This is a genomic window from Halomonas sp. MCCC 1A13316, from assembly GCF_014931605.1.
GTDB lineage: Bacteria > Pseudomonadota > Gammaproteobacteria > Pseudomonadales > Halomonadaceae > Halomonas.
Window position 1 is genome coordinate 2,686,429 of record NZ_CP053382.1, and the last position, 18,654, is coordinate 2,705,082.

The window sequence follows — 18,654 nt, forward strand, 5'->3', positions numbered from 1 at the left end:
GGGTAATCAGTTACGCAAGCCGAGGATGGTATCGAAGACCGTCGAAGCGGTATCGATGACCCGGGCGTTAGCTGAGTAAAACTGCTGGTAGCGGATAAGGTTGGCTGCTTCTTCGTCCAGGTTGACGCCGGATTCGGACTGCTGCACCGCCTTGAGCTGGTCGGTGAGCCCCTGGCGGGCATCGAGGTTGACCTTGACGATATTGGCACGGTTGCCGACGTCGCTGACCATGCCGGCATAGGCTTGGCTCAACGATGCTCGCCCTGCCACCAGGGCCTCGCTCTGCAGGTTCTGCAGGGCAAGTGCATTGCGGTTGTCGCCGGTACCGGAAGCGGTGATACCAAGGTCGAGCGTAAACTCACCCTGTGCGGCACTGGGGACCATTGCCTCGAAGCTCACACCGTCAACGGTGAGCGTTGCACCGGTTGACACAGGAGCACCGCTAATCGTGCCATCAGCGGCAACGGTTCGCTCCTCGCCATCGACCAGGATGGTCGCTGGCATTTCCTGTCCTGCTGCCAAGCCAAAGGTCAGCTCCCCCGCGCTATCCAGAGTAATGGCATAAAGCTCGTCGGCCTCGAGCCCACTGAGCGCACCCGATTCGGCACGCACTTGTCCCGATATCATGTCGCTTGAGGCGGTAACGAAGCTCCCCGCCGCGATCTTGTCCAGATCACCGATTTGCGACTCGAAATTCGCCGCAGCGCGGCGCACCGGCTGGACTTCGTAGCGATCGCCGCTGGCGGGCGGTTCACTGAACTCGAGCTTGATACCACCGAAGCTCAGCACCTCGTTTTCCCAGCTGACCTCGGCGGCGGGCACGGCCTGGCCATTGTCCTTGCGAGTTACCTGCGGATCGCCCGCCGCATCGAAGCGGATCGAGTAGTCGGTCGCGCGCAGCTTGTTGATGTTCGCCTCATCGAAGCTCGCCTCGACGACTTCTGCCCCGCTGATGTTGCGCGGCAGAGAGTAGGCCTGCGGTTGGCCGATGGAGAAGAAATCGGCACCCTGTTCGCCGTCGAGATCCTGTCCCAGGCGATGCTGCTGATTGAAGCCTGTTACCAGCGATACTGCCAACTGGCCGATCTGATTCTGTGTCTTGTCCAGCGTTTCCGCACGGAAGGTCATCAACCCTCCGAGAGTTCCACCCTTGATGGTGTCCTCTGGCAATACCACATCCTTGCCGCCCGAATCCTTGTAGCCCAGCACGGTACGCTGCGGATCGCTCGGCGACTCCATTGCCTGTAGGCGATAGTGGTTGGTGCCGGCGACCAGCGGCTGGCCGTTGGGCAGACTGATGTTGTAGCTCTTGCCATCCTGAATGTTCAAGCGAATATCCATGCGCTCGCTGAGTTCGGCTATCAGTCGGTCGCGCTGGTTGAGCAGTCCGTTGGGAGCCTCGCCACTGCGCGCACGCGACAGGGCGATCTCGCGGTTGAGGGTCGCGAGCTGCTCGGTCGTGTTATTGATCTGGGTGACTTCATCCGCAATCTGGCCGTTGATGCCCTTCTGCATGTCTTCGAGATAGCCATCGAAGGCACGGAACTGAGCAGTCAGCGTATCGGCGGTACCCAGCAAGCCCTGACGGGCAGCCGGGTCGGAGGGTGCACCGGCGAGGTCTTCCAGCGACGAGAAGAAGTTCTGCATCAGCGGCGCCAGGCCGGCGTCCCGGTCGGCCAGCAGGTTGTCGATCTGGCTGATCTGGTTCTCGTAGGTCTGCAGTGCACTGGAGGAGCTGGTCGCAGCGTTGAGCTGCGAAGCCACATACTGGTTGAACTGGCGCTGGATGTCATTGACCTGTACGCCGGCATCGGCACGGTTCTGCCCCAGAATCGTCAGCTCCCGATTGTAGCCGGGGGTATAGACGTTGCTGATATTGTTGCTGGTGGTGTTCAGCGCGTTCTGAGCGGCATTAAGGCCGCTCAGGCCGACGGAAAAAATGGTGCTCATGGTATCGTTTCCTTTCGCCAATGCCCGTTATATCGGCCTGAAGACGCCAAACTTTAGAAGTTTAATAACTGAAAAAGACCAGCGAATCGCCACGTTGCTGCACTGGACCCATGCTGTTCATTACCGCGACCAGCTTGTCGGCGTAGGCCGGGTCGGTGGCATAGCCTCCCGCCTGCAAAGCCCTGGCTGCCTGCTCGGCATTCCCGGCAGTCGTCACTTCCGCGTAACGTGGATTGTTGCCGATCAGCCGCGCATAGTCGGTGAAGGCTTCCTCGAAGGAGCCGTAGGCGCGGAAGGTATCGACGACTCGTGTGCGCCGGCCATTGATGTATTCATGGGTGGTAACGTCAACGGTACGCCCCTCCCAGTTGCTGCCCGCCTTGATGCCGAACAGGTTGTAGCTGTTACCGCCATCGGCAGTGGCGATCTCATGTCGCCCCCAGCCGGTTTCCAGTGCCGCCTGGGCCAGGATCAGTTCGGCCGGCACACCGGTCTGTCGACTGGCGGCCTGGGCAGGCGCCGAGAGGCGTTCCATGAAGCGCTGCACGTGCTCGCCTGCCGCTGCATTCGTACGAGACGCCTGAGGAGCCGTGAGGTTGGCCTGGGGAGACATCGCTGCCTGCGCAGCAGATGCTGCGGGCAACTCGGCATCGAGCGCCGACATGAAGCCGCCACGCACCGCCTCGAGCTCTTCGAGGAAACTGTTCGGCGCCGTTACCGCTTCGGCCTGGCGTACTGTCGTATCGTCTTCATCGTTACGCGCTTCCTCTTCGCTCGCCGGCTGCAGGGCATCCTGAAGCACCCTGGGCGTACCGCGGGGAATACCGGCGATCAGTTCGCCGAGCTCACGGTCGGCGACGCCGGAGCGGGAAGGCGATCCGCCCATTTGGCCTTCGAGTTGAGCGACGAGATGATCAGCCAAGCCGACTCCACGCCCGGCCATGGTCTGCGCCCATTGCTGGTCGAGCATGGACTGATAGAACTCGCCCTGCTGGCCTTCGAGCAGGCCACCGGAAGGAATGGTGTCGCGCATGCTCTTGAGCATCATCTGCAGGAACAGCGCCTCGAACTGCTGGGCGGCACCGCGCAGCCCGGCCGCGCTATCCTGACGTGCAGTATGCTTGAGCCGCTCGAGCCCCTGTACGTCGAGGGCGAACTGGCCGGTGGCGTCCTGAATACTCATCAGAGGATCTCTAGGTCGGCGCGCAGCGATCCGGCAGCCTTGAGCGCCTCGAGGATGGCCATCAGGTCGGTGGGCGTGGCACCCAGTGCGTTGAGCGCATTGACCACATCCACCAGATCGGCACCCTCGACCACGCGCAGATAAGCGTCCTGCTCCTGAACCTCGATTTCGGTATCGGGCACCACCACCGTCTCACCTTCGCTGAAGGGTGCCGGCTGGCTGACCATGAAGCGCGGGTCGATCACGATGGAGAGATTGCCATGGGCAACCGCCGCACGATGCAACTTGACTGCACTGTTCATGACGACCGAGCCCGTGCGGGCGTTGAAGACGACCTTGGCCGACGCCTCCGTGGGCGTGACCTGGATGTTCTCCACCTGAGCCATGAAGTTGACCCGTGAATTGGCATTCATCGGCCCGTCGAGCGCGATGACGCGACCGTTCATCGCCGCGGCCACCGGCCGGCCGAATTCGTCGTTGATGGCGTTGACCACGCGCTGCGCAGTGCCGAAATCGGCCTGCTTCAACTCCAACTCGAGCAGCCCGCCATTACTCCCCAGATCGAGCGGCACCTCACGCTCTACCATGGCACCTCCGGCGATGCGGCCGCCGGCCAGTTGATTGACCTGTACCGAAGCGCCTCCCGCCGCCGCCCCGGCCCCGCCAACCAGCAGGTTACCTTGGGCGATGGCATAGGTATCACCGTCGGCGCCCTTGAGCGGTGTCATCAGCAGCGTACCGCCACGCAAGCTACGTGCGTTGCCGATCGACGATACGTTGACGTCCAGCCGCTGTCCCGGGCGCGAGAAAGGCGGTAGATCGGCCGTCACCATCACCGCGGCTACGTTGCGCAGTTGCATGTTGGTGCCCGGCGGCACGGTGATACCGAGCTGCGACAGCATGTTGGTCAGACTCTGTCCGGTGAAGGGAGCCTGCATGGTCTGGTCGCCGCTACCGTCGAGACCGACCACCAGGCCGTAGCCGACCAGTTGGTTGTCGCGTACGCCGGCGAAGCCGGCAATCTCCCGAATCCGCTCGGCCTGTACCGGCAGCGCCAGCAGCAATAGCGCCAACAGCAGCAGCACTCTCGCCAACACGGTAATCTGCCTCATATTCCGGTTCATCCCGATCTGCTTCATTGTTCGCCCTCGTGCGCTTCCATCAGAAAGGCGAAATGTTCAGGAAGAAGCGCTGCATCCAGCCCATGTACTGCGCCTCGTTGATATAACCATTGCCCACGTATTCGATCCGCGCATCGGCCACGGCCGTGGAAGGCACGGTATTCTGGCCGGTGATGGTGCGCGGGCTGACCACACCGGAGAAGCGAATGAACTCGACCCCCTGGTTGATGGCGATCTGCTTCTCGCCGCGCACGCGCAGGTTGCCGTTGTGCATCACCTCGAGCACCGACACGGTGATCGTTCCGGTAAAGCTGTTGTTGGCCTGAGAACCCCCGCCACCGGCAAAGTCACTCTCGCCGGAGAGGTCGAAACCGTATTCGGCCAGACGCTCCAGGGCATCGGGAAGTTCGACCAGATCGAGACCGGCCGAGCCACTGCGATCCATGTTGGAGCGGGCGTTCTTGCTGGCACTGACCTGCTCGTCGAGCACGATGGTCAGGATATCGCCGACCATGCGCGGGCGACGATCCTCGAACAGCGGCTGAGCCCCACGATGCGCCTGGTAGATGGAGCCATTGGCCATTCGCGGCGGCGGCTCGACGATGTTGATCTGCTCCTGCTCTCCCACCACAGAGGCACGTGGCACCTGGGCACAACCGCCCAGGGCCAGCATCGCGATGGCGAGAACCGCCATGACCACTCGCGCGGTCGATATCCTCGCCGAGCAAGTACTTGCGCTAGTACGTGAGCTAGCACTTGAATTAGTACTTGAGTTATACCTTGAATTAGTACTTGAGCTAGTACTTGAGAGAGTCCCCGTACCTTTCATGCTTACTCGCTTCCAGCCAAACGCTTCAGGCCAAGATGTTGCGTTGATCTTCAATCACAGCTGGCTCAGGCGCGCCAGCATCTCATCGCTGGTTTGCACGGCACGGCTATTGATCTCATAGGCTCGCTGGGTCTGGATCATGCTGACCATCTCCTCCACCACGTTGACGTTGGAGGTTTCCACGTAGCCCTGGAACAGGCGCCCGGCGCCATTCATGCCCGGCATGGCCTCGTTACGCGGGCCGGAAGAGGTGGTTTCCCGATAGAGGTTGCCACCGATACTCTCGAGGCCGGTCGCGTTGACGAAAGTCGAGATGGTGATCTGGCCCACCTCCAACGCCTGGTTGACGCCGGGCTGGGTCACCGAGACGATGCCGTCCTCACCGATGGAGATGGACAGGGCATTGTCGGGAATGATGATGGCCGGCTCGAGCGGATAGCCGTTGGCATTCACCATCTGGCCGTTCTCGTTGAGCTGAAAGCTGCCGTCGCGGGTATAGGCGGTGTTACCGTCCGGCATCAGCACCTGGAAGAAGCCGTTGCCGTTGATCGCCAGGTCGCGCGAGTTCTCGGTCTGCTCGAGGCTGCCCTGACTATGCAAGCGTTCGGTGGCCACCGGGCGAACGCCGGTGCCGACCTGCATGCCCGAAGGCAGGCGGTTCTGCACGTCATTCTGCGCACCGGGCTGACGCAGGTTCTGGTAGAGCAAATCCTCGAACACCGCCCGCGAGCGCTTGAAGCCGTTGGTGCTGACGTTGGCCAGGTTGTTGGAGATGACATCCAGCTTGACCTGCTGGGCTTCCAGGCCGGTCTTGGCCGTCCACAGTGACTTGATCATATTTTTTCCTTGACCCTACGGGCCACAGCCCTGGATGGAGCCGTTAGCCTTGGATAGAGAGCAGACTGTTGGCCCGCTGGGCATTTTCGTCGGCGGTGCTGATCGCTTTCATCTGCATTTCGTAGCGTTTGGCCACATCGATCATGGCGACCATGGCCTCCACCGCGCTCACATTGCTGCCTTCCAACGAACCGCTGACAACACGGGCTTCCTCGTCGGCTTCCAGCGCAGCGACCTCGCCCTCTGCATTGGGTGGCATGCGGAACAGGCCGTCGTCGCCGCGCAGCAGGTTCTGCTCCGGCGTGACAAGCTTCAGCCGGCCCACGTCGACCAAGGCCTCAGGGCCCTGGCCCTCACCGATGGCGCTGAGGGTGCCATCGGCACCAATAGTCACGCTCGAGCCCAGCGGCACGATGATGGGGCCACCGTCGCCGATTACCGGGCGGCCCACCACGGTGACCAGGCCATTGCCATCCACTTGCAGATCGCCACGTCGGCTATAAGCCTCGGTACCGTCGTCAGCCTGCACGGCTAGCCAGGCACCACCTTCCATCGCCACGTCCAGCTCGCGCCCGGTATGGGTGATCGGCCCCGGGCTGAAATCGCTGCCCGGGGTGGTCGCCGCTACCGAAACGCGGGTCGGCAGCAAGCCGTCGCCCTGAACCGGCACAGCGCGCATGGCATGCAACTGGGCGCGAAAGCCGCTGGTGGAGACGTTGGACAGGTTGTGACTGACCACCGCCTGCTGGTCCATGCTCTGCTTGGCCCCGCTCATGGCGGTATAGAGAATGCGGTCCATGACTCAGGCTCCGTCCGACTTAGCGCAGGTTGATCGCGGTTTGCAGGAGTTCGTCCTGAGTCTTGATCGTCTGCGAGTTAGCCTGGTAGGCCCGCTGAGCCACGATCATACTGACCAGTTCACGTGCCATGTCGACGTTGGAGGTCTCGACCGCCCCAGAAACGATCCCGCCCAGCAGACCGGTACCCGGGGCACCGACCAGCTCCTGGCCCGATTCGTTAGAGGCGCGCCAGACATTGTCGCCGCCAGGCGTCAAGCCTTCGGGGTTGCGGAAGCTGACCAGCGCGATCTGACCGGCAGCACGCGACTCCTCGTTGGAGTAGTTACGCATGATGGTGCCGTTCTCATCGATGGTGATGCCCACCAGGGTACCGGAGGTGTAGCCATTCTGGGTCAGGCTGCTGACGGTGGAGGTGTTACCGAACTGGGTGGTACCGGCCAGATTGAGGTCGAAGGAGAGGTCGTCCGGCTCGCCGTTAAAGAAATCAGCAGAAAGAAACTCGATACCAGCTATTCCACCATTAGCTACGTCACCTGCATTCCGTAGCTTCCCATTTGCATCGAAGCTGATCTCAAATGCGCGAGGATCAGCTCCGTTCATAAGAGCCTGTCCATCCAATGTCATACGGGCAGCCCAGGTATTCTGAACAGGTGTACCGGCGGGGAACTCGTCAACTTTTTCGTAGTACACAGTGATGTTACGAGGATTGCCCAGCGAGTCGTAAACGGTGTAGTTATTCGAGTAGTGGTAATCAATGTTAGTCGTCGCCGTGCCAGTATTGTCAGTTCTGACTTCGGTAGTGCTCATATCAGAGCCTGCCACCTTGCGCGCATCCAGGTTGAGCGTAGTGCCGACGCGAGTCGTAGCACTTGCCGCCAGCTCCTCGGCCGATACATTCAGCGCTTGAGGCTGGCCACCTACCTGCACCTCGCCCGCGGCATTGAGGCCGTAACCCATGATCTGGAAACCCTGAGCGTTGATCAGGTCGCCTTCAGAGGTCATGGAGAGCTGGCCGTTGCGTGAGTAGACCACTTCGCCGCTGGTATCCGCGTAGCGGAAGAAGCCTTCACCGGCTACCGCCAGGTCCAGGTTGCGATTGGTCGACTCGACGTTACCCTCGCTGAAGTTCTGCAGCACGGCCGACACCCGCGTCCCCAGGCCGACCTTGGAATTGGCGAATACATCCGAGAACTGGACGTTGGAGCCCTTGAACCCGACGGTCTGGGAGTTGGCAATATTATTGCCGATCGTCCCGAGTTTCTGCGCTTGGGAGTTCAGGCCGCTAAGTGCTTGTGAAAAGCTCATTTTTCGTTCCTCTGCCTACCGCTGAAAGTGCCGCTATGCGCGGTTCTTTTATGCTGCGTATGCTGTGTCAATGAATGAAAATTCAAAGAATCTGCTTGACCTGGTCGAGGCCGACCTGGCCATAGACGGCTCCCAGGTCCAGCTTCACGCCACCATTCTGGTCGGGAGGCGTTATTCCGCCGACCACGGCGTAGTTGAGCGTGGTGCCGCTCACCGTCTTGTCGCCATTGGTCGCTTCGATGCGTACGCGATAGGAACCCGAAACGGCTGCCTCGCCTTCGCTGGTACGACCATCCCAGGTGAATGACTCAACTCCCGCCTTGGCCGACCCGATATCGTAGCGGTTGATTACCTGGCCGCTGGCATTGGTGATCACAACCCTCACGTTCTCGGCCGACTGAGGCAGCTCGATGCCGAACGGGGTGGTATGCGGCTCGCCATCCTCGCCCTGCTCGAGCAAAACGCGGTCGCCGGGTACCAGCACGCCCTTGCCGATGAGGCCGGTAGCCTGCAGGGTCTGGCCGGCGTTCATCTGGTCGGTGATGCCACTCAAGGTCTCGTTGAGATCCTCGATGCCGCTGACGGTATTGATCTGCGCCAACTGGCTGGTCATCTGATGGTTGTCCATCGGTTTGAGCGGATCCTGATGCTGCATCTGAGCAATCAGCAGAGTCATGAAGTTGTTGCGCAGGTCGCCGGACTGGCTGGCATCGCGTGCAGCGGGGCCACCCTGGTTCATGCGCGTGACGACATTGGCGTCGATGGTGTTGGACATGGCGATCAACCCTCGCCCAGCGTGAGTGTCTTGAGCATCATCTGCTTGCTCGTGTTCATGACCTCGACGTTGGCCTGATAGGAGCGTGATGCCGAGATCATGTTGACCATTTCATGTACCGGCTCGACGTTGGGCATCGACACATAGCCTTCTTCGTTGGCCAAGGGATGCTCGGGGCGGTACTCCATGCGCAGGGGCGAGGGGTCCTCGACCACTTCGCGCACACCGACACCGCCAATACCGTGGCCGCCCTGCAAGCGCGACTCGAACATGACCTGCTTGGCCCGGTAAGCCTCGCCGTCCGGCCCGGCCACACTGTCGGCGTTGGCCAGGTTACTGGCGGTGACGTTCATACGCTGTGACTGGGCGCTCATGGCCGAGCCGGCGATATCGAACACGGAAAACATCGACATGGTAAGATCTCTCTCCCTTTGTTCCGGCCTGTTATTCCGGCTGCATGGCGTTCTTCAGCCCCTGGATGCGGCTGTTCATGATGGTCAGCGCCGCCTGGTAGCGCACCGTATTGTCGGCGAACTGGGTGCGCTCGCGGTCCATGTCCACGGTATTGCCGTCCAGGCTTGGCTGGTCGGGAATGCGATAGAGCAGCTCCTGAATGGGCGCCGCCATGGCCCGACCGGGCAGGTGCCCCTCGGAGGTGCGCGCCAGCGATAGCCCACCGCCGGTGGTGCGCCCTTGATCGACCGCCTTCTTCAATTCACTGGCAAAGTCGATATCGCGCGCCTTGTAATTGGGCGTATCGGCATTGGCGATATTGCTCGCCAATACCTTGTGACGCTGCTGGCGCAGGCCCAGCGCTTGCTGGTGATAATTAAAGGCGGCCTCGAGCTGGTCGATCATGCCGGCACTCCCCCGTACAAACCCAATGGATGTCATGCGGAACTTCTTGAGGTTGAAGAATAGCTACGCCGCTGTCATTTCAATGGCAGGAACAGGCCGGTTTTCCTCGTTCATTTCCGCTGTTTCAGTCCGCAGCCTCCCGCTAGAATCCTGCTATCACCATCCAGCTGGACGGCCTTGTTTCATGCGTCTGATCCGATTCGCCCTGTTGCTACCGCTGTCACTGGCCGGCTTGCTGCCGATTGCGGCAGCCTCGGCCGAAGACACCGAACTGCTGCAAGCCGTACACGCCTTCCTGCACGAAGAGACCCAGGCCTTGGGTGACGAACTCATCATCGAACTGCACCCACCGTCCGCCAGGCTGCCGGCGTGCGAATTTCCCGAGCCTTTCCTGGCGCGCCCAGGCGACGCACCTCTGGGACGTATTTCCGTGGGCGTACGCTGTGGCAGCGATGGTCGCCAGGTGCGCTACTTGCAGGCAGAGGTCGGGGTAGTGGGAGAGTACCCGGTGCTAGCCGCCCCGCTGGCGGCGGGCGAAACTGTGCGACGCGATCACCTGACGATGCAGACGGGCAATCTTGCCGAACTGCCGAATCGTACCTTGCTCGATATCAACGAGATCGTCGGCCAGGCAGCGACGCGCCCCCTGCCCCCAGGTCAGCCCCTGCAAGCTCACCAGTTTCGCAGCCTGCCGCTGGTGGAGAGAAACCAGCATGTCGTGGTCGAAGCTCGCGGCTCGGCGTTTCGTGTATCCCGTGAGGGCCAGGCCCTGGAGCCTGGAGTTTTGGGCGACCGCATCAGGGTGCGCTTCGACAACCGTGAAGTCGTGACCGCCGAAGTGGTCGGAGAGGGCACCCTTGTCGTAGACTTCTGAAACCGAGCGCAGTACGTTGGCGAGTGCATCTTGCAAGCACAGGCGTATCCGCCTGGAAACTCTTGCCGAAAAAACAGGCCTAAAGTTATCCAGCGCGCTGCCGATAGCAGATGAAAGCATTCGGTCATGAGGCCATTATCGTGAAAATCAACAGCCAGAACCCCCTGACTCGCCCGACCCAGACGACTCCGCGCGAGGAGGCTCAGCCGGTCAAGGGTGCCACTCCTGCAGGACAGCAGGAACCCGGCCCATCTGCCGCCACCCATCTCAGCCAGAAGGCCGCCGACACCTCACGTGACGTCGATATGACACGGGTCGAGGAGATTCGCGAGGCCATTCGCGAGGGGCGGCTGGAAATTCGTGCCGAGCGCATTGCCGATGCCCTGATCGAATCGCTGTCTGCGGAGAGCCGTGGGGAATGAGCCTGGCGAAGCTTCTTCAGGAACAACAGCGGCGCTTGGGCGGAGTCATCGAACTGCTTCAGCAAGAGCGCACCGTACTGGCCAATGCTGAGATCGATGGCAACGTGCTCGGCGAAATTGCCGTGCAGAAGCAGACGCTACTGGCCAAGCTGGAAGCCAGCGAAACGCTGCGTCAAGGCGTACAGCAGCGGCTGGGCTATGCCAGCGGAGCGGAAGGAGCACGCCAAGCAGCGACTGATGCCGGCTGTGAAAACGCTTGGTTGCATACCCTTGAACTGACTCGCGAAGCCCAGCGTCTCAATGTCCTGAACGGGAAGTTGGTGAAACTACGCATGGAGCAGAACACACGCCTTCTGGAATATATTCATCAGGCCGCAGAGAAAACCGTATATCGCTCCAGCGGGCGTGTTGCCGCCCAGTCGGGGCGCATCAATGCCTCGGTCTAGCACCGCCTCCTGACGTCTCTGCCCCACCCTCCTCTCGCTTCCTTCTATGCAATACTTCGCTTCAGCGCATCGCTGCCGGCGCAGCTTGACGGCTGCTCAGGCGGCCGGCACCACCCTCGCATCACCGACACACTGCCTCAGCGTAACCGACACTGCCAACCCGCCCGTAGCAAGCCTATTTATTCCTCCGACCTGGCCGCGTGCATGTTCCGTTACCACAGGCTATCGATCAGATCGTCGTCGAAGGTCGTGATCACCACGGTGTTACGTCCATCCGCCTTGGCCTTGTAGCTCGCCTCGTCGGCGCGAGCGAGCACGGTCTCGGCCGACTCGTCGCCCTCTTGCAGCGCCGTGACTCCCATGCTGAGCGTGATGGCGTAGGTCTTGTCCTCATTGGTCACCGTGACCTCGGACACTGCGCGACGCAAGGACTCGGCAATCTCACTCGCCTGCTTGATCGTACAGCTGGGTAGCAGGACGGCGAATTCATCGCCGCCCTGGCGAGCGACGTGATCGCTGCGCCGCACTTCCCAGGCTACCACCTGAGCGACTCGCCGCAGCATCTCGTCACCCAGGGCGTGCCCACCCTCGTCATTGATCGGCTTGAAGCGATCGAGATCGAACAGGATCAGCACCGAGGGGGTACCAGTCTTGGCATACTCCGCCAGTGCCTCCTCGAGGCGTCGCTCGAAGCCTCGCCTATTGAGCAGCCCCGTCAAGGGGTCGTGTTCGGCCTCCCAGCGCTGCAGTGCCTCCTGCTGCCGTCGCTCAGTGATGTCCTTTACCATGCCCACGAAACCCAGCGACTGCTCGTTGCCCTGCACCTGACTGGCATGGACCTCGACCCACAGCGTGGCCCCGCTTGAATGGAGGAAACGTATTTGGCGCACGAAATCGTTGCCGGTTGCCAGGGTATGCTGCCACATGTCCTCGGCCCCCCGCTGGTCTGCGGGGTGTATGCGCTCCCACCACTCTCTGTCGCCATGCAGCTCGTCGAGCCCGAGCAGTTCGAGAAGCGCCGGGTTCAGATAGTTGAGACGACCGTTCAGATCCGCCACGAACATGCCAATCGGAGTCGAGCCGAGCACCGCATCGAGAAACGCCTGACGATCGCGCAGGTGTTCCAGCGCCGCCAGACGCTCGTGCTCGAGGTGGTTGAAGCTGCTGGCGACCTGACGCAGCTCATGCATGTTGGTGGAAAGCTCCAGATAACGCCTCTCGCCCGCTCCGACCTGGGCGATCTGCCGTTCGAGCCGGTGCAGGGGGCGCAGCAGTCGCCTGACCAAAAGGCGCATGGTAATCAAAAGTACTACCGCCAGTACCAGCCAAGCCCACCATAGCCGGCTCAGAAAGTCGCCCAAGGGCTGCCGAACCTGGGCCTGGGGTATCGCCACCTTGACGATCCAATTAGCCGGCCAGATCTGGCGATACGACATCAGGGTCGGGGCACCGCTGTTTGCCTGAGTGACCGTTTCCCCCTGCCAACCATCCAGCGCCTGCTGCAGCGCCGGAGAGTCGTCAAGGGCCTCCCCCCTGAGCGCTAATGGCTGGCGCCGCGGATGAAAGAGCCGCTCGCCCTCTGCGGTGAATACCGATACGTAGCCATCCTCGCCCAAGCGGATCGTCTCCAACCGGCGAAACAGGCCGCCTTGGGTGAGGTTGATCATGCCGCCGACCACGCCGGCAAATCTACCTAGCTCGTCGAAGCGCGGCACCAGCATCAACACCAGGGAGTCACCGCTCGCCCTGCCGATGAAGGGGTGGCTGACGTAAGGCCATGGTGAGTGTCGAACCATGCGGAAATATTCCGTGTCTGCGGTTTCAAGCCCCACTCGCCCCGGCACGATGGGCGAATCCGCAACGACACGCCCTTCGTCATCGGTCACCATCAAACCCTCGAACCACTCCAGCAGCACCTGGTTATTGGCCAATAGAGACGCAAGCTCATCTGCCTCGGCATCACGCAGATCCCGTTCGAGTCGCTTGAGCGCGCCCATCCTGCGGTCGACCTGCCGGGTCAAGTCATCGGCGATCAGTTGCGATTCGTAGCGCAGATGCGAGAGATTGGCTTCATCGACGAGCCCCTTGCCAAACTGCCAGGCCAGTACCAGAACGACGCCGACGATTACCAGCCAGGTCATGGCCAGCCCCGCTAGGAGACGCCCCTGCAGCGAACAGATCGAGCGAGCCAGTGACGCGATTGGTGCCATCACGTGCAATGAAATCCCCTTGATGGAGGTAGAATATGGCCTGTCGGCTTCGCCTTGACAGAGTGTACCGCCTCTTCCTGGCAGCCCCGCACCAAGGCAGGAGAACTAACTTCGTTATCGGCACGCCCGAAGCGAACTTGAGCCCTGTAGACGCATCAAAACATGTTACTCAACATGACGACCCTACCCCTCAACGCAAGGGAGGGGGGAACCTTTGCTCAAGTCCTGGCGAGGCAGGCCGATAAAGATTTGAAGTCGACCCGAACTCAACTTAATGAAGCCGCTCAGATGACCGAAAAAGGTAACCGTCCCCCGGGCAAGCACTTGCATGTCCTTGCTCAACACCCGGCGAGGTTGGTGCAACATGCCTTCGAGCAGAGCCAGACCGGTATGGTCATCACCGACCAGAATGGCATCATTGTGCTGGTCAACGATGCCTTTTGCCGCATCGCCGGTAGCGATTGCGCCGAAACGAGCGGTTGGCCGATCGAGCATTTCTACGTCTCCCGTCGCACGCCTTCGCACCTGCCGGTTACCGCTGGCACCAAAACGAACCTGACACACTCCTGGCAACAGGAAGTGCTCTGTCGTCGCGCCGATGGCGAGTCACTACCGGTATTGATGACGGTCGACGCGATACTCGACGAACGCCAGCAACCAGGCCACTTTCTGCATAGCTTCGTCCAGCTCACCGGAGCCAACGGCGAGATACTCGACGATCGTCACTGGATTCACATCGATCCCATCACCGGCCTGCCCAACTGGCTGTTGCTGCGCGACCGCCTGGGCCACGCTCTGGCCCAGTCCGAGCGTGCCGACACCACCCTGGCGCTGCTGTTCATCGATATCGACCGATTCAAGACCGTCAACGACGCGGCAGGGCATATCGAGGGAGACCGCATGTTGGGCGAACTGGCCCAGCGGCTGCAACGCGAGGTGCGCAGCAAGGATACCCTGGCCAGGCTTGGCAGCGACCAGTTCGTGGTTCTGCTGGAAAAGGATGGCACTGCGGAGGCGGCACAGCTGGTAGCAGAACGCCTGCAGGAAGCCCTGGACCCCCCCTTTATCTCGGGGGATCGCTATTTGCTGATGACGGCATCGATCGGCATTGCCTTTTACCCCACCGATGCCGAAGATGTCGAGACGCTGCTTACAGCCGCCCGGAGCGCCATGTTCATCGCCCGCAAGAAGGGGCCCGGCCGCCTGGCCTTCGTCGATCATCGTTTGACGGCACGACTCAAGGAAAAACAACAGCTCGAGAGCCTGCTCAGCGAAGCCGTTCATATGCCGGAGCAACACTTTGTCTTGCATTACCAGCCGGAGCTTGATCGGCACAGCCTTCTCTGTACCGGCTTGGAAGCCGTACTGCGCTGGAAACGTCCCAAGCATTGGCAGCAACCACCGGGATACTACATGGACGTTCTCGCCCGCCTGGGACTTGGCGTAAGACTCAACCGCTGGATGATCCAGACCTCGATATCCGACCATCGCCAATGGCATGACGCCGGCTCTGCCCTGGGAGGGCTGCCGGTTTCCATCCAGCTCTGCGAATCGCATCTGGCGCAGGACACCTTCGACCACAGGCCACTGGACCATTTCCTGCGGCACCAGGAGACGGGGGCCTTCGAATGGCTGACCCTGAAGGTACCCTCACACGGTATCGGCAGCGACCTGGACAAGGCAACCCACCTGCTGAAGCGGCTCGAGCGGCTCGGCATACGCCTTGCGGTCGAGGGCGTCGGCACAAACTCCGTCGACCTCGCCTGGCTATCTCGCCTGCCTTTTCACAAGGCCACCATCGATGCTCAACTGGTCGGAGCGCATCAGGATGGGCGGCGCTTGGTGGAGGCATCGTGTCGCCTGCTGAACGCTCTCGATATCGAGCCCGTCATCGTCGGCATCGACAACGTAAACCTGGCATCCAACCTGGAGCCGGTCTCCGCACGTCTCGTGCAGGGCAACCTGTACTGCCCGGCGATGCCGGCCGAGGCATTGAGCCAATGGCTCGAGGAGCACAGGCCGGCCGAGGAGTGAGGGGGTCGTCCTGACCGGGAGTCGCCATTAGACGACCGAACCGCCTCGCGCCAGATCGAGCTCATCGGGGAACCGCGGCGGAAAAGCCGATAGATAGGCGTGGCTGACCCTCAGGATCCGCGCATCATCATGCTTGCCGCCCGCCAGTTGGAACCCCACAGGCAGGCCGCTCGACGTGAAGCCGCAGGGAACGGAGGCAGCAGGCTGCTGACTGAGGTTGAAGGGATAGGAAAACGGCGCCCACTCCTCCCAGTCGCGCATGCCGGTGCCCGGCGGCACGTCGTGATTGAGAGGAAAGGGACGCACCGCCACCGACGGTGTCATGACCAAGTGGTAGCACTGGTTGAAATGTTCGAGCCTCTCCGTCAGGCGCGCCCTCTCCTTCAGGGCATAGAACATGTCCAGTGCACTCAACTGCTCGGCCCGTTTCGCATCGGCCACCAGGCCGGAGTCGAGCAGTCGGCGCTGCCGCTCGCCGTGCTCTCGATACAGTGCAAGCGAAGCAGTGAACCAGAGCGTATTGAAGATACGTATGGGCGACTCGAAACCAGGGTCCACCTCTTCCACCTCGGCGCCGAGCTCCGCGAGCCGACAGGCTGCCTGGCGTACGCATTCGGCCACCTCGGACTCTACCCGGGCATAGCCCAACGTGGGTGAATAGGCGATACGCATGCCCTCGAGCCCTTGACCAAGCTCTTCCCCCCAGTCGTGGGGCTGACCACGCAAGGCGTAGGGGTCTCGATAGTCGTAGCGTCCTATCACGTTCAGCATGCGCGCCGCATCGGCCACGGTTCGAGTCAATGGACCCAAGTGGGAAAGCGAGGCTTCCTTCGCGCGCGGCCACTCCGGCACCCAGCCAAAGGTGGGCTTGAAGCCAAACACACCGCAGAATGATGCGGGTATGCGGATCGAACCGCCTGAATCGCCCCCTTGGTGCAGCACGCCCATATTGAGCGCCGCCGCCGCCGCCGCGCCGCCCGAAGAGCCCCCCGGCGTCAGTCTGGTGTCCCATGGATTGCTCGTCGCGCCGAAGACGCGATTATCGGTAATGGCCTTCCAGCCGAATTCCGGCGTATTGGTCTTGCCCAGGATGACCGCTCCCGCCTCGCGCAGCATGCGCGCCGGCGGGGAATCCCGTTCACAGGGAGCGTCCGACTCCGTCAGCGACCCCTTGCGCGCCGGCAGGCCGACGGACTCGGTCAGATCCTTCAATGAGACAGGAACGCCATCGATGGGGCTGAAAGCTCGGCCTTCGCGCCAGCGCCGGGTCGAGGCCTCGGCAGCCGCCTGTGCACCCTCCCTGTCGACCAGTACGTATGCATTGACCCGATCGTTGAATCGATCGATTCGCTCGAGAGCAGCTCTCGTTGCCTCCAGGGGTGAAGCCGCGCCGCTTTCGAAAAGCTGCCGAAGCTGCCCTGCATCCATAGTGCCGAGATCGGTATCGCTCACGAGAACCTCCCTTTTTCCAGTGAGACTTCCTACGATTGTGGGGAAGAAACATCCCGCTGGGCAAACTAGAGGCTTCGCGACGCAGCGATTAGCGTTGGTGGCGCTGGCTCATCATCCAACTTATCGATGCCACGACAGTTGCCGCCGACGCCACTGCCAGCATGCGCCGGCGCAGACGTGGCGAGCGAAAGCGGCCATCGATGCGCCGCTCTCCTCGAGGAGGCGCGAACAGGTTCCCCGGCGATTCGGACTGCGGCCGTGCGCGGCCCAGCGAGGCATCCACCAGGCTGGCATTGAGCGTACTGTAGCCGGGCAACCATTGCGCAAACAGCGACATCACGGCGGGCAAACCGACGTAGACGCTAGGCCGCGGATGCCTCGCCAACCCTACGATGGCCCGCGCCGTACGCCGTGGGTCGTAGACCGGCGGCACGGGCTTGACGACACGACCCGTATAGTTCGCCCCATCCCGGAAACCCGGCGTATCCATGACGGAGGGGAAGACATTGCAGACATGGATGTTCGGCCAATCACGCAACTCGCCACGCAGGCTCTCGCCAAAGGCGCGCAAGCCGAACTTCGCGGCGCTGTAAGAGGCGGCATAGGGCTGTGGCGCCCACCCCCCCAGTGAGACGTTATTGATGAGAATGCCGTACGCCTGCCGTTTGAAGTACGGCAGCACCGCATGGGCACCTCGCAAACCGCCCAGCAGGTCGGTCTGCAATACCTGCTCATGCACCTCGCGAGGCACTTCCTCGAACGGTCCCAACGCACCGACCCCAGCGTTGTTGACCCAGACATCGATACGGCCTGCCGTATCGAACGCATTCCTGGCAACTCGCTCCATGTCGTCGGGCTGGCTGACGTCGGCAACGACGATCCGGGCCTGACCGCCCAGGCGGTGACACGTCTCGGCTACATCGTGAAGAGCCTGACGGTCGCGGGCGACGAGGAACAGTGCGGCACCACATCGCGCGAACTCTTGGGCAGCAGCTCGGCCAATGCCACTCGAAGCGCCTGTCAACACGACTACCGCATCGCGCAAATCATTTGTACGCATCCTGACTCCTCCCTGATGGCGCCCACACCGGGCCGGCAACAGCCCGGTGCCGCCAGCATTTCCGACCGTGCCCATAACGTAGACGACGGAGCGTGAGAATGACGTAGCGTGAACAGCCAACTTTGTATCTTTGGGTATCAAGGGGCTAACCTTGGTTAATAAATGCGCAATACGGCAAGGAAATGAAAATGAACAAGGCATTGGTGGCTGCCGCTTGCGCAGTCGGCATCGGCGCTGGCATCCATCTGCTCAACGATGCAAGGGATCAGGCAGAAACAGTAAACCCGGAGGACTTGTCACCGGATCAGCAGCGCTATTGCGAGAACGTCGAACAGTGGTATCGGGAAGAAATGCTTGATGTGGCCCCCAAGTGGCGTCTAGGTCATCCTGACGAACAGGGCACATATACTCAATGGTGTGCAGAAAGGTAGAGGTACCAGCGACATAGACACGAAAAAGCCGCCTGGCGCGGTGCGCCAAGCGGCTGATTCATAATAT

At 61.5% G+C, this 18,654-nt stretch carries 18 protein-coding genes; 5 read left to right on the plus strand and 13 right to left on the minus strand.

Translation table 11 applies throughout. The annotated features are described in order from the left end of the window. Window positions 1-6: 6 nt before the first annotated feature. The 10 genes from flgK to flgB all read right to left on the minus strand — a co-directional run bounded on the left by flgK (window position 7) and on the right by flgB (window position 9,658). Entirely contained in the window at window positions 7-1,950 is a 1,944-nt protein-coding gene (gene flgK, locus HNO52_RS12390; protein ID WP_197565603.1) for a flagellar hook-associated protein FlgK, read from the minus strand. 61 nt (window positions 1,951-2,011) lie between these two features. Further along, window positions 2,012-3,133: a flagellar assembly peptidoglycan hydrolase FlgJ gene (gene flgJ, locus HNO52_RS12395; RefSeq protein WP_197565604.1), complete on the minus strand. Its 1,122-nt coding sequence runs from the start codon at window positions 3,131-3,133 to the stop codon at window positions 2,012-2,014. After that, window positions 3,133-4,245 carry a flagellar basal body P-ring protein FlgI gene (locus tag HNO52_RS12400; protein ID WP_197565605.1) on the minus strand — a complete coding sequence of 371 codons (1,113 nt, stop codon included), beginning with the start codon at window positions 4,243-4,245 and terminating at the stop codon, window positions 3,133-3,135. The genes flgJ and HNO52_RS12400 overlap by 1 nt, the downstream gene beginning before the upstream one ends. Window positions 4,246-4,294: 49 nt before the next feature. Beyond that, window positions 4,295-4,948 carry a flagellar basal body L-ring protein FlgH gene (locus tag HNO52_RS12405; protein WP_197565606.1) on the minus strand — a complete coding sequence of 218 codons (654 nt, stop codon included), beginning with the start codon at window positions 4,946-4,948 and terminating at the stop codon, window positions 4,295-4,297. A 189-nt stretch (window positions 4,949-5,137) separates the two neighbouring features. Next, entirely contained in the window at window positions 5,138-5,920 is a 783-nt protein-coding gene (flgG, locus tag HNO52_RS12410) for a flagellar basal-body rod protein FlgG (protein WP_197565607.1), read from the minus strand. Window positions 5,921-5,963: 43 nt separating this feature from the next. Next, the gene (locus tag HNO52_RS12415) at window positions 5,964-6,719 is read right to left on the minus strand and encodes a flagellar basal body rod protein FlgF (protein WP_197565608.1); all 756 of its coding nucleotides are present in this window, start codon (window positions 6,717-6,719) and stop codon (window positions 5,964-5,966) included. Between the two features lie 19 nt (window positions 6,720-6,738). After that, window positions 6,739-8,025 carry a flagellar hook protein FlgE gene (gene flgE / locus HNO52_RS12420; protein WP_197565609.1) on the minus strand — a complete coding sequence of 429 codons (1,287 nt, stop codon included), beginning with the start codon at window positions 8,023-8,025 and terminating at the stop codon, window positions 6,739-6,741. Window positions 8,026-8,107: 82 nt separating this feature from the next. Further along, a complete protein-coding gene (gene flgD / locus HNO52_RS12425) occupies window positions 8,108-8,800 on the minus strand; it encodes a flagellar hook assembly protein FlgD (protein ID WP_197565610.1) in 693 nt (230 codons plus the stop codon). Window positions 8,801-8,805: 5 nt separating this feature from the next. After that, window positions 8,806-9,213, minus strand: a complete 408-nt coding sequence (gene flgC / locus HNO52_RS12430) for a flagellar basal body rod protein FlgC (protein ID WP_167110799.1) — start codon at window positions 9,211-9,213, stop codon at window positions 8,806-8,808. 31 nt (window positions 9,214-9,244) lie between these two features. After that, window positions 9,245-9,658 carry a flagellar basal body rod protein FlgB gene (gene flgB, locus HNO52_RS12435; RefSeq protein ID WP_197565611.1) on the minus strand — a complete coding sequence of 138 codons (414 nt, stop codon included), beginning with the start codon at window positions 9,656-9,658 and terminating at the stop codon, window positions 9,245-9,247. A 184-nt stretch (window positions 9,659-9,842) separates the two neighbouring features. Here flgB and flgA point away from each other — a divergent pair, with 184 nt between their 5' ends. The 3 genes from flgA to HNO52_RS12450 all read left to right on the plus strand — a co-directional run bounded on the left by flgA (window position 9,843) and on the right by HNO52_RS12450 (window position 11,400). Beyond that, on the plus strand, window positions 9,843-10,532 hold the full coding sequence (gene flgA, locus HNO52_RS12440) for a flagellar basal body P-ring formation chaperone FlgA (protein ID WP_197565612.1): 690 nt from the start codon (window positions 9,843-9,845) through the stop codon (window positions 10,530-10,532). A 140-nt stretch (window positions 10,533-10,672) separates the two neighbouring features. Beyond that, window positions 10,673-10,954: a flagellar biosynthesis anti-sigma factor FlgM gene (gene flgM / locus HNO52_RS12445; protein WP_197565613.1), complete on the plus strand. Its 282-nt coding sequence runs from the start codon at window positions 10,673-10,675 to the stop codon at window positions 10,952-10,954. Further along, complete coding sequence (locus HNO52_RS12450; protein ID WP_197565614.1) at window positions 10,951-11,400, plus strand: flagella synthesis protein FlgN; 450 nt, start codon at window positions 10,951-10,953, stop codon at window positions 11,398-11,400. The genes flgM and HNO52_RS12450 overlap by 4 nt, the downstream gene beginning before the upstream one ends. 212 nt (window positions 11,401-11,612) lie before the next feature. On the opposite strand, the gene HNO52_RS12455 is transcribed toward HNO52_RS12450, so the two are convergent. Further along, the gene (locus HNO52_RS12455; protein ID WP_197569220.1) at window positions 11,613-13,610 is read right to left on the minus strand and encodes a diguanylate cyclase; all 1,998 of its coding nucleotides are present in this window, start codon (window positions 13,608-13,610) and stop codon (window positions 11,613-11,615) included. A 357-nt stretch (window positions 13,611-13,967) separates the two neighbouring features. On the opposite strand from HNO52_RS12455, the gene HNO52_RS12460 reads away from it, so the two are divergent. Beyond that, complete coding sequence (locus HNO52_RS12460; RefSeq protein WP_197565615.1) at window positions 13,968-15,644, plus strand: GGDEF and EAL domain-containing protein; 1,677 nt, start codon at window positions 13,968-13,970, stop codon at window positions 15,642-15,644. A gap of 27 nt (window positions 15,645-15,671) precedes the next feature. Here HNO52_RS12460 and HNO52_RS12465 read toward each other — a convergent pair whose 3' ends face one another. After that, window positions 15,672-17,096 (minus strand): amidase, encoded by a 1,425-nt coding sequence (locus HNO52_RS12465; RefSeq protein WP_197565616.1) that lies wholly within the window; start codon window positions 17,094-17,096, stop codon window positions 15,672-15,674. An 88-nt stretch (window positions 17,097-17,184) separates the two neighbouring features. Continuing rightward, on the minus strand, window positions 17,185-18,156 hold the full coding sequence (locus tag HNO52_RS12470) for an SDR family oxidoreductase (protein ID WP_197565617.1): 972 nt from the start codon (window positions 18,154-18,156) through the stop codon (window positions 17,185-17,187). Between the two features lie 188 nt (window positions 18,157-18,344). On the opposite strand from HNO52_RS12470, the gene HNO52_RS12475 reads away from it, so the two are divergent. Continuing rightward, window positions 18,345-18,587, plus strand: coding sequence for a hypothetical protein (locus HNO52_RS12475; RefSeq protein WP_197565618.1), 243 nt, complete (start codon window positions 18,345-18,347; stop codon window positions 18,585-18,587). The last annotated feature ends 67 nt before the right edge of the window (window positions 18,588-18,654 follow it).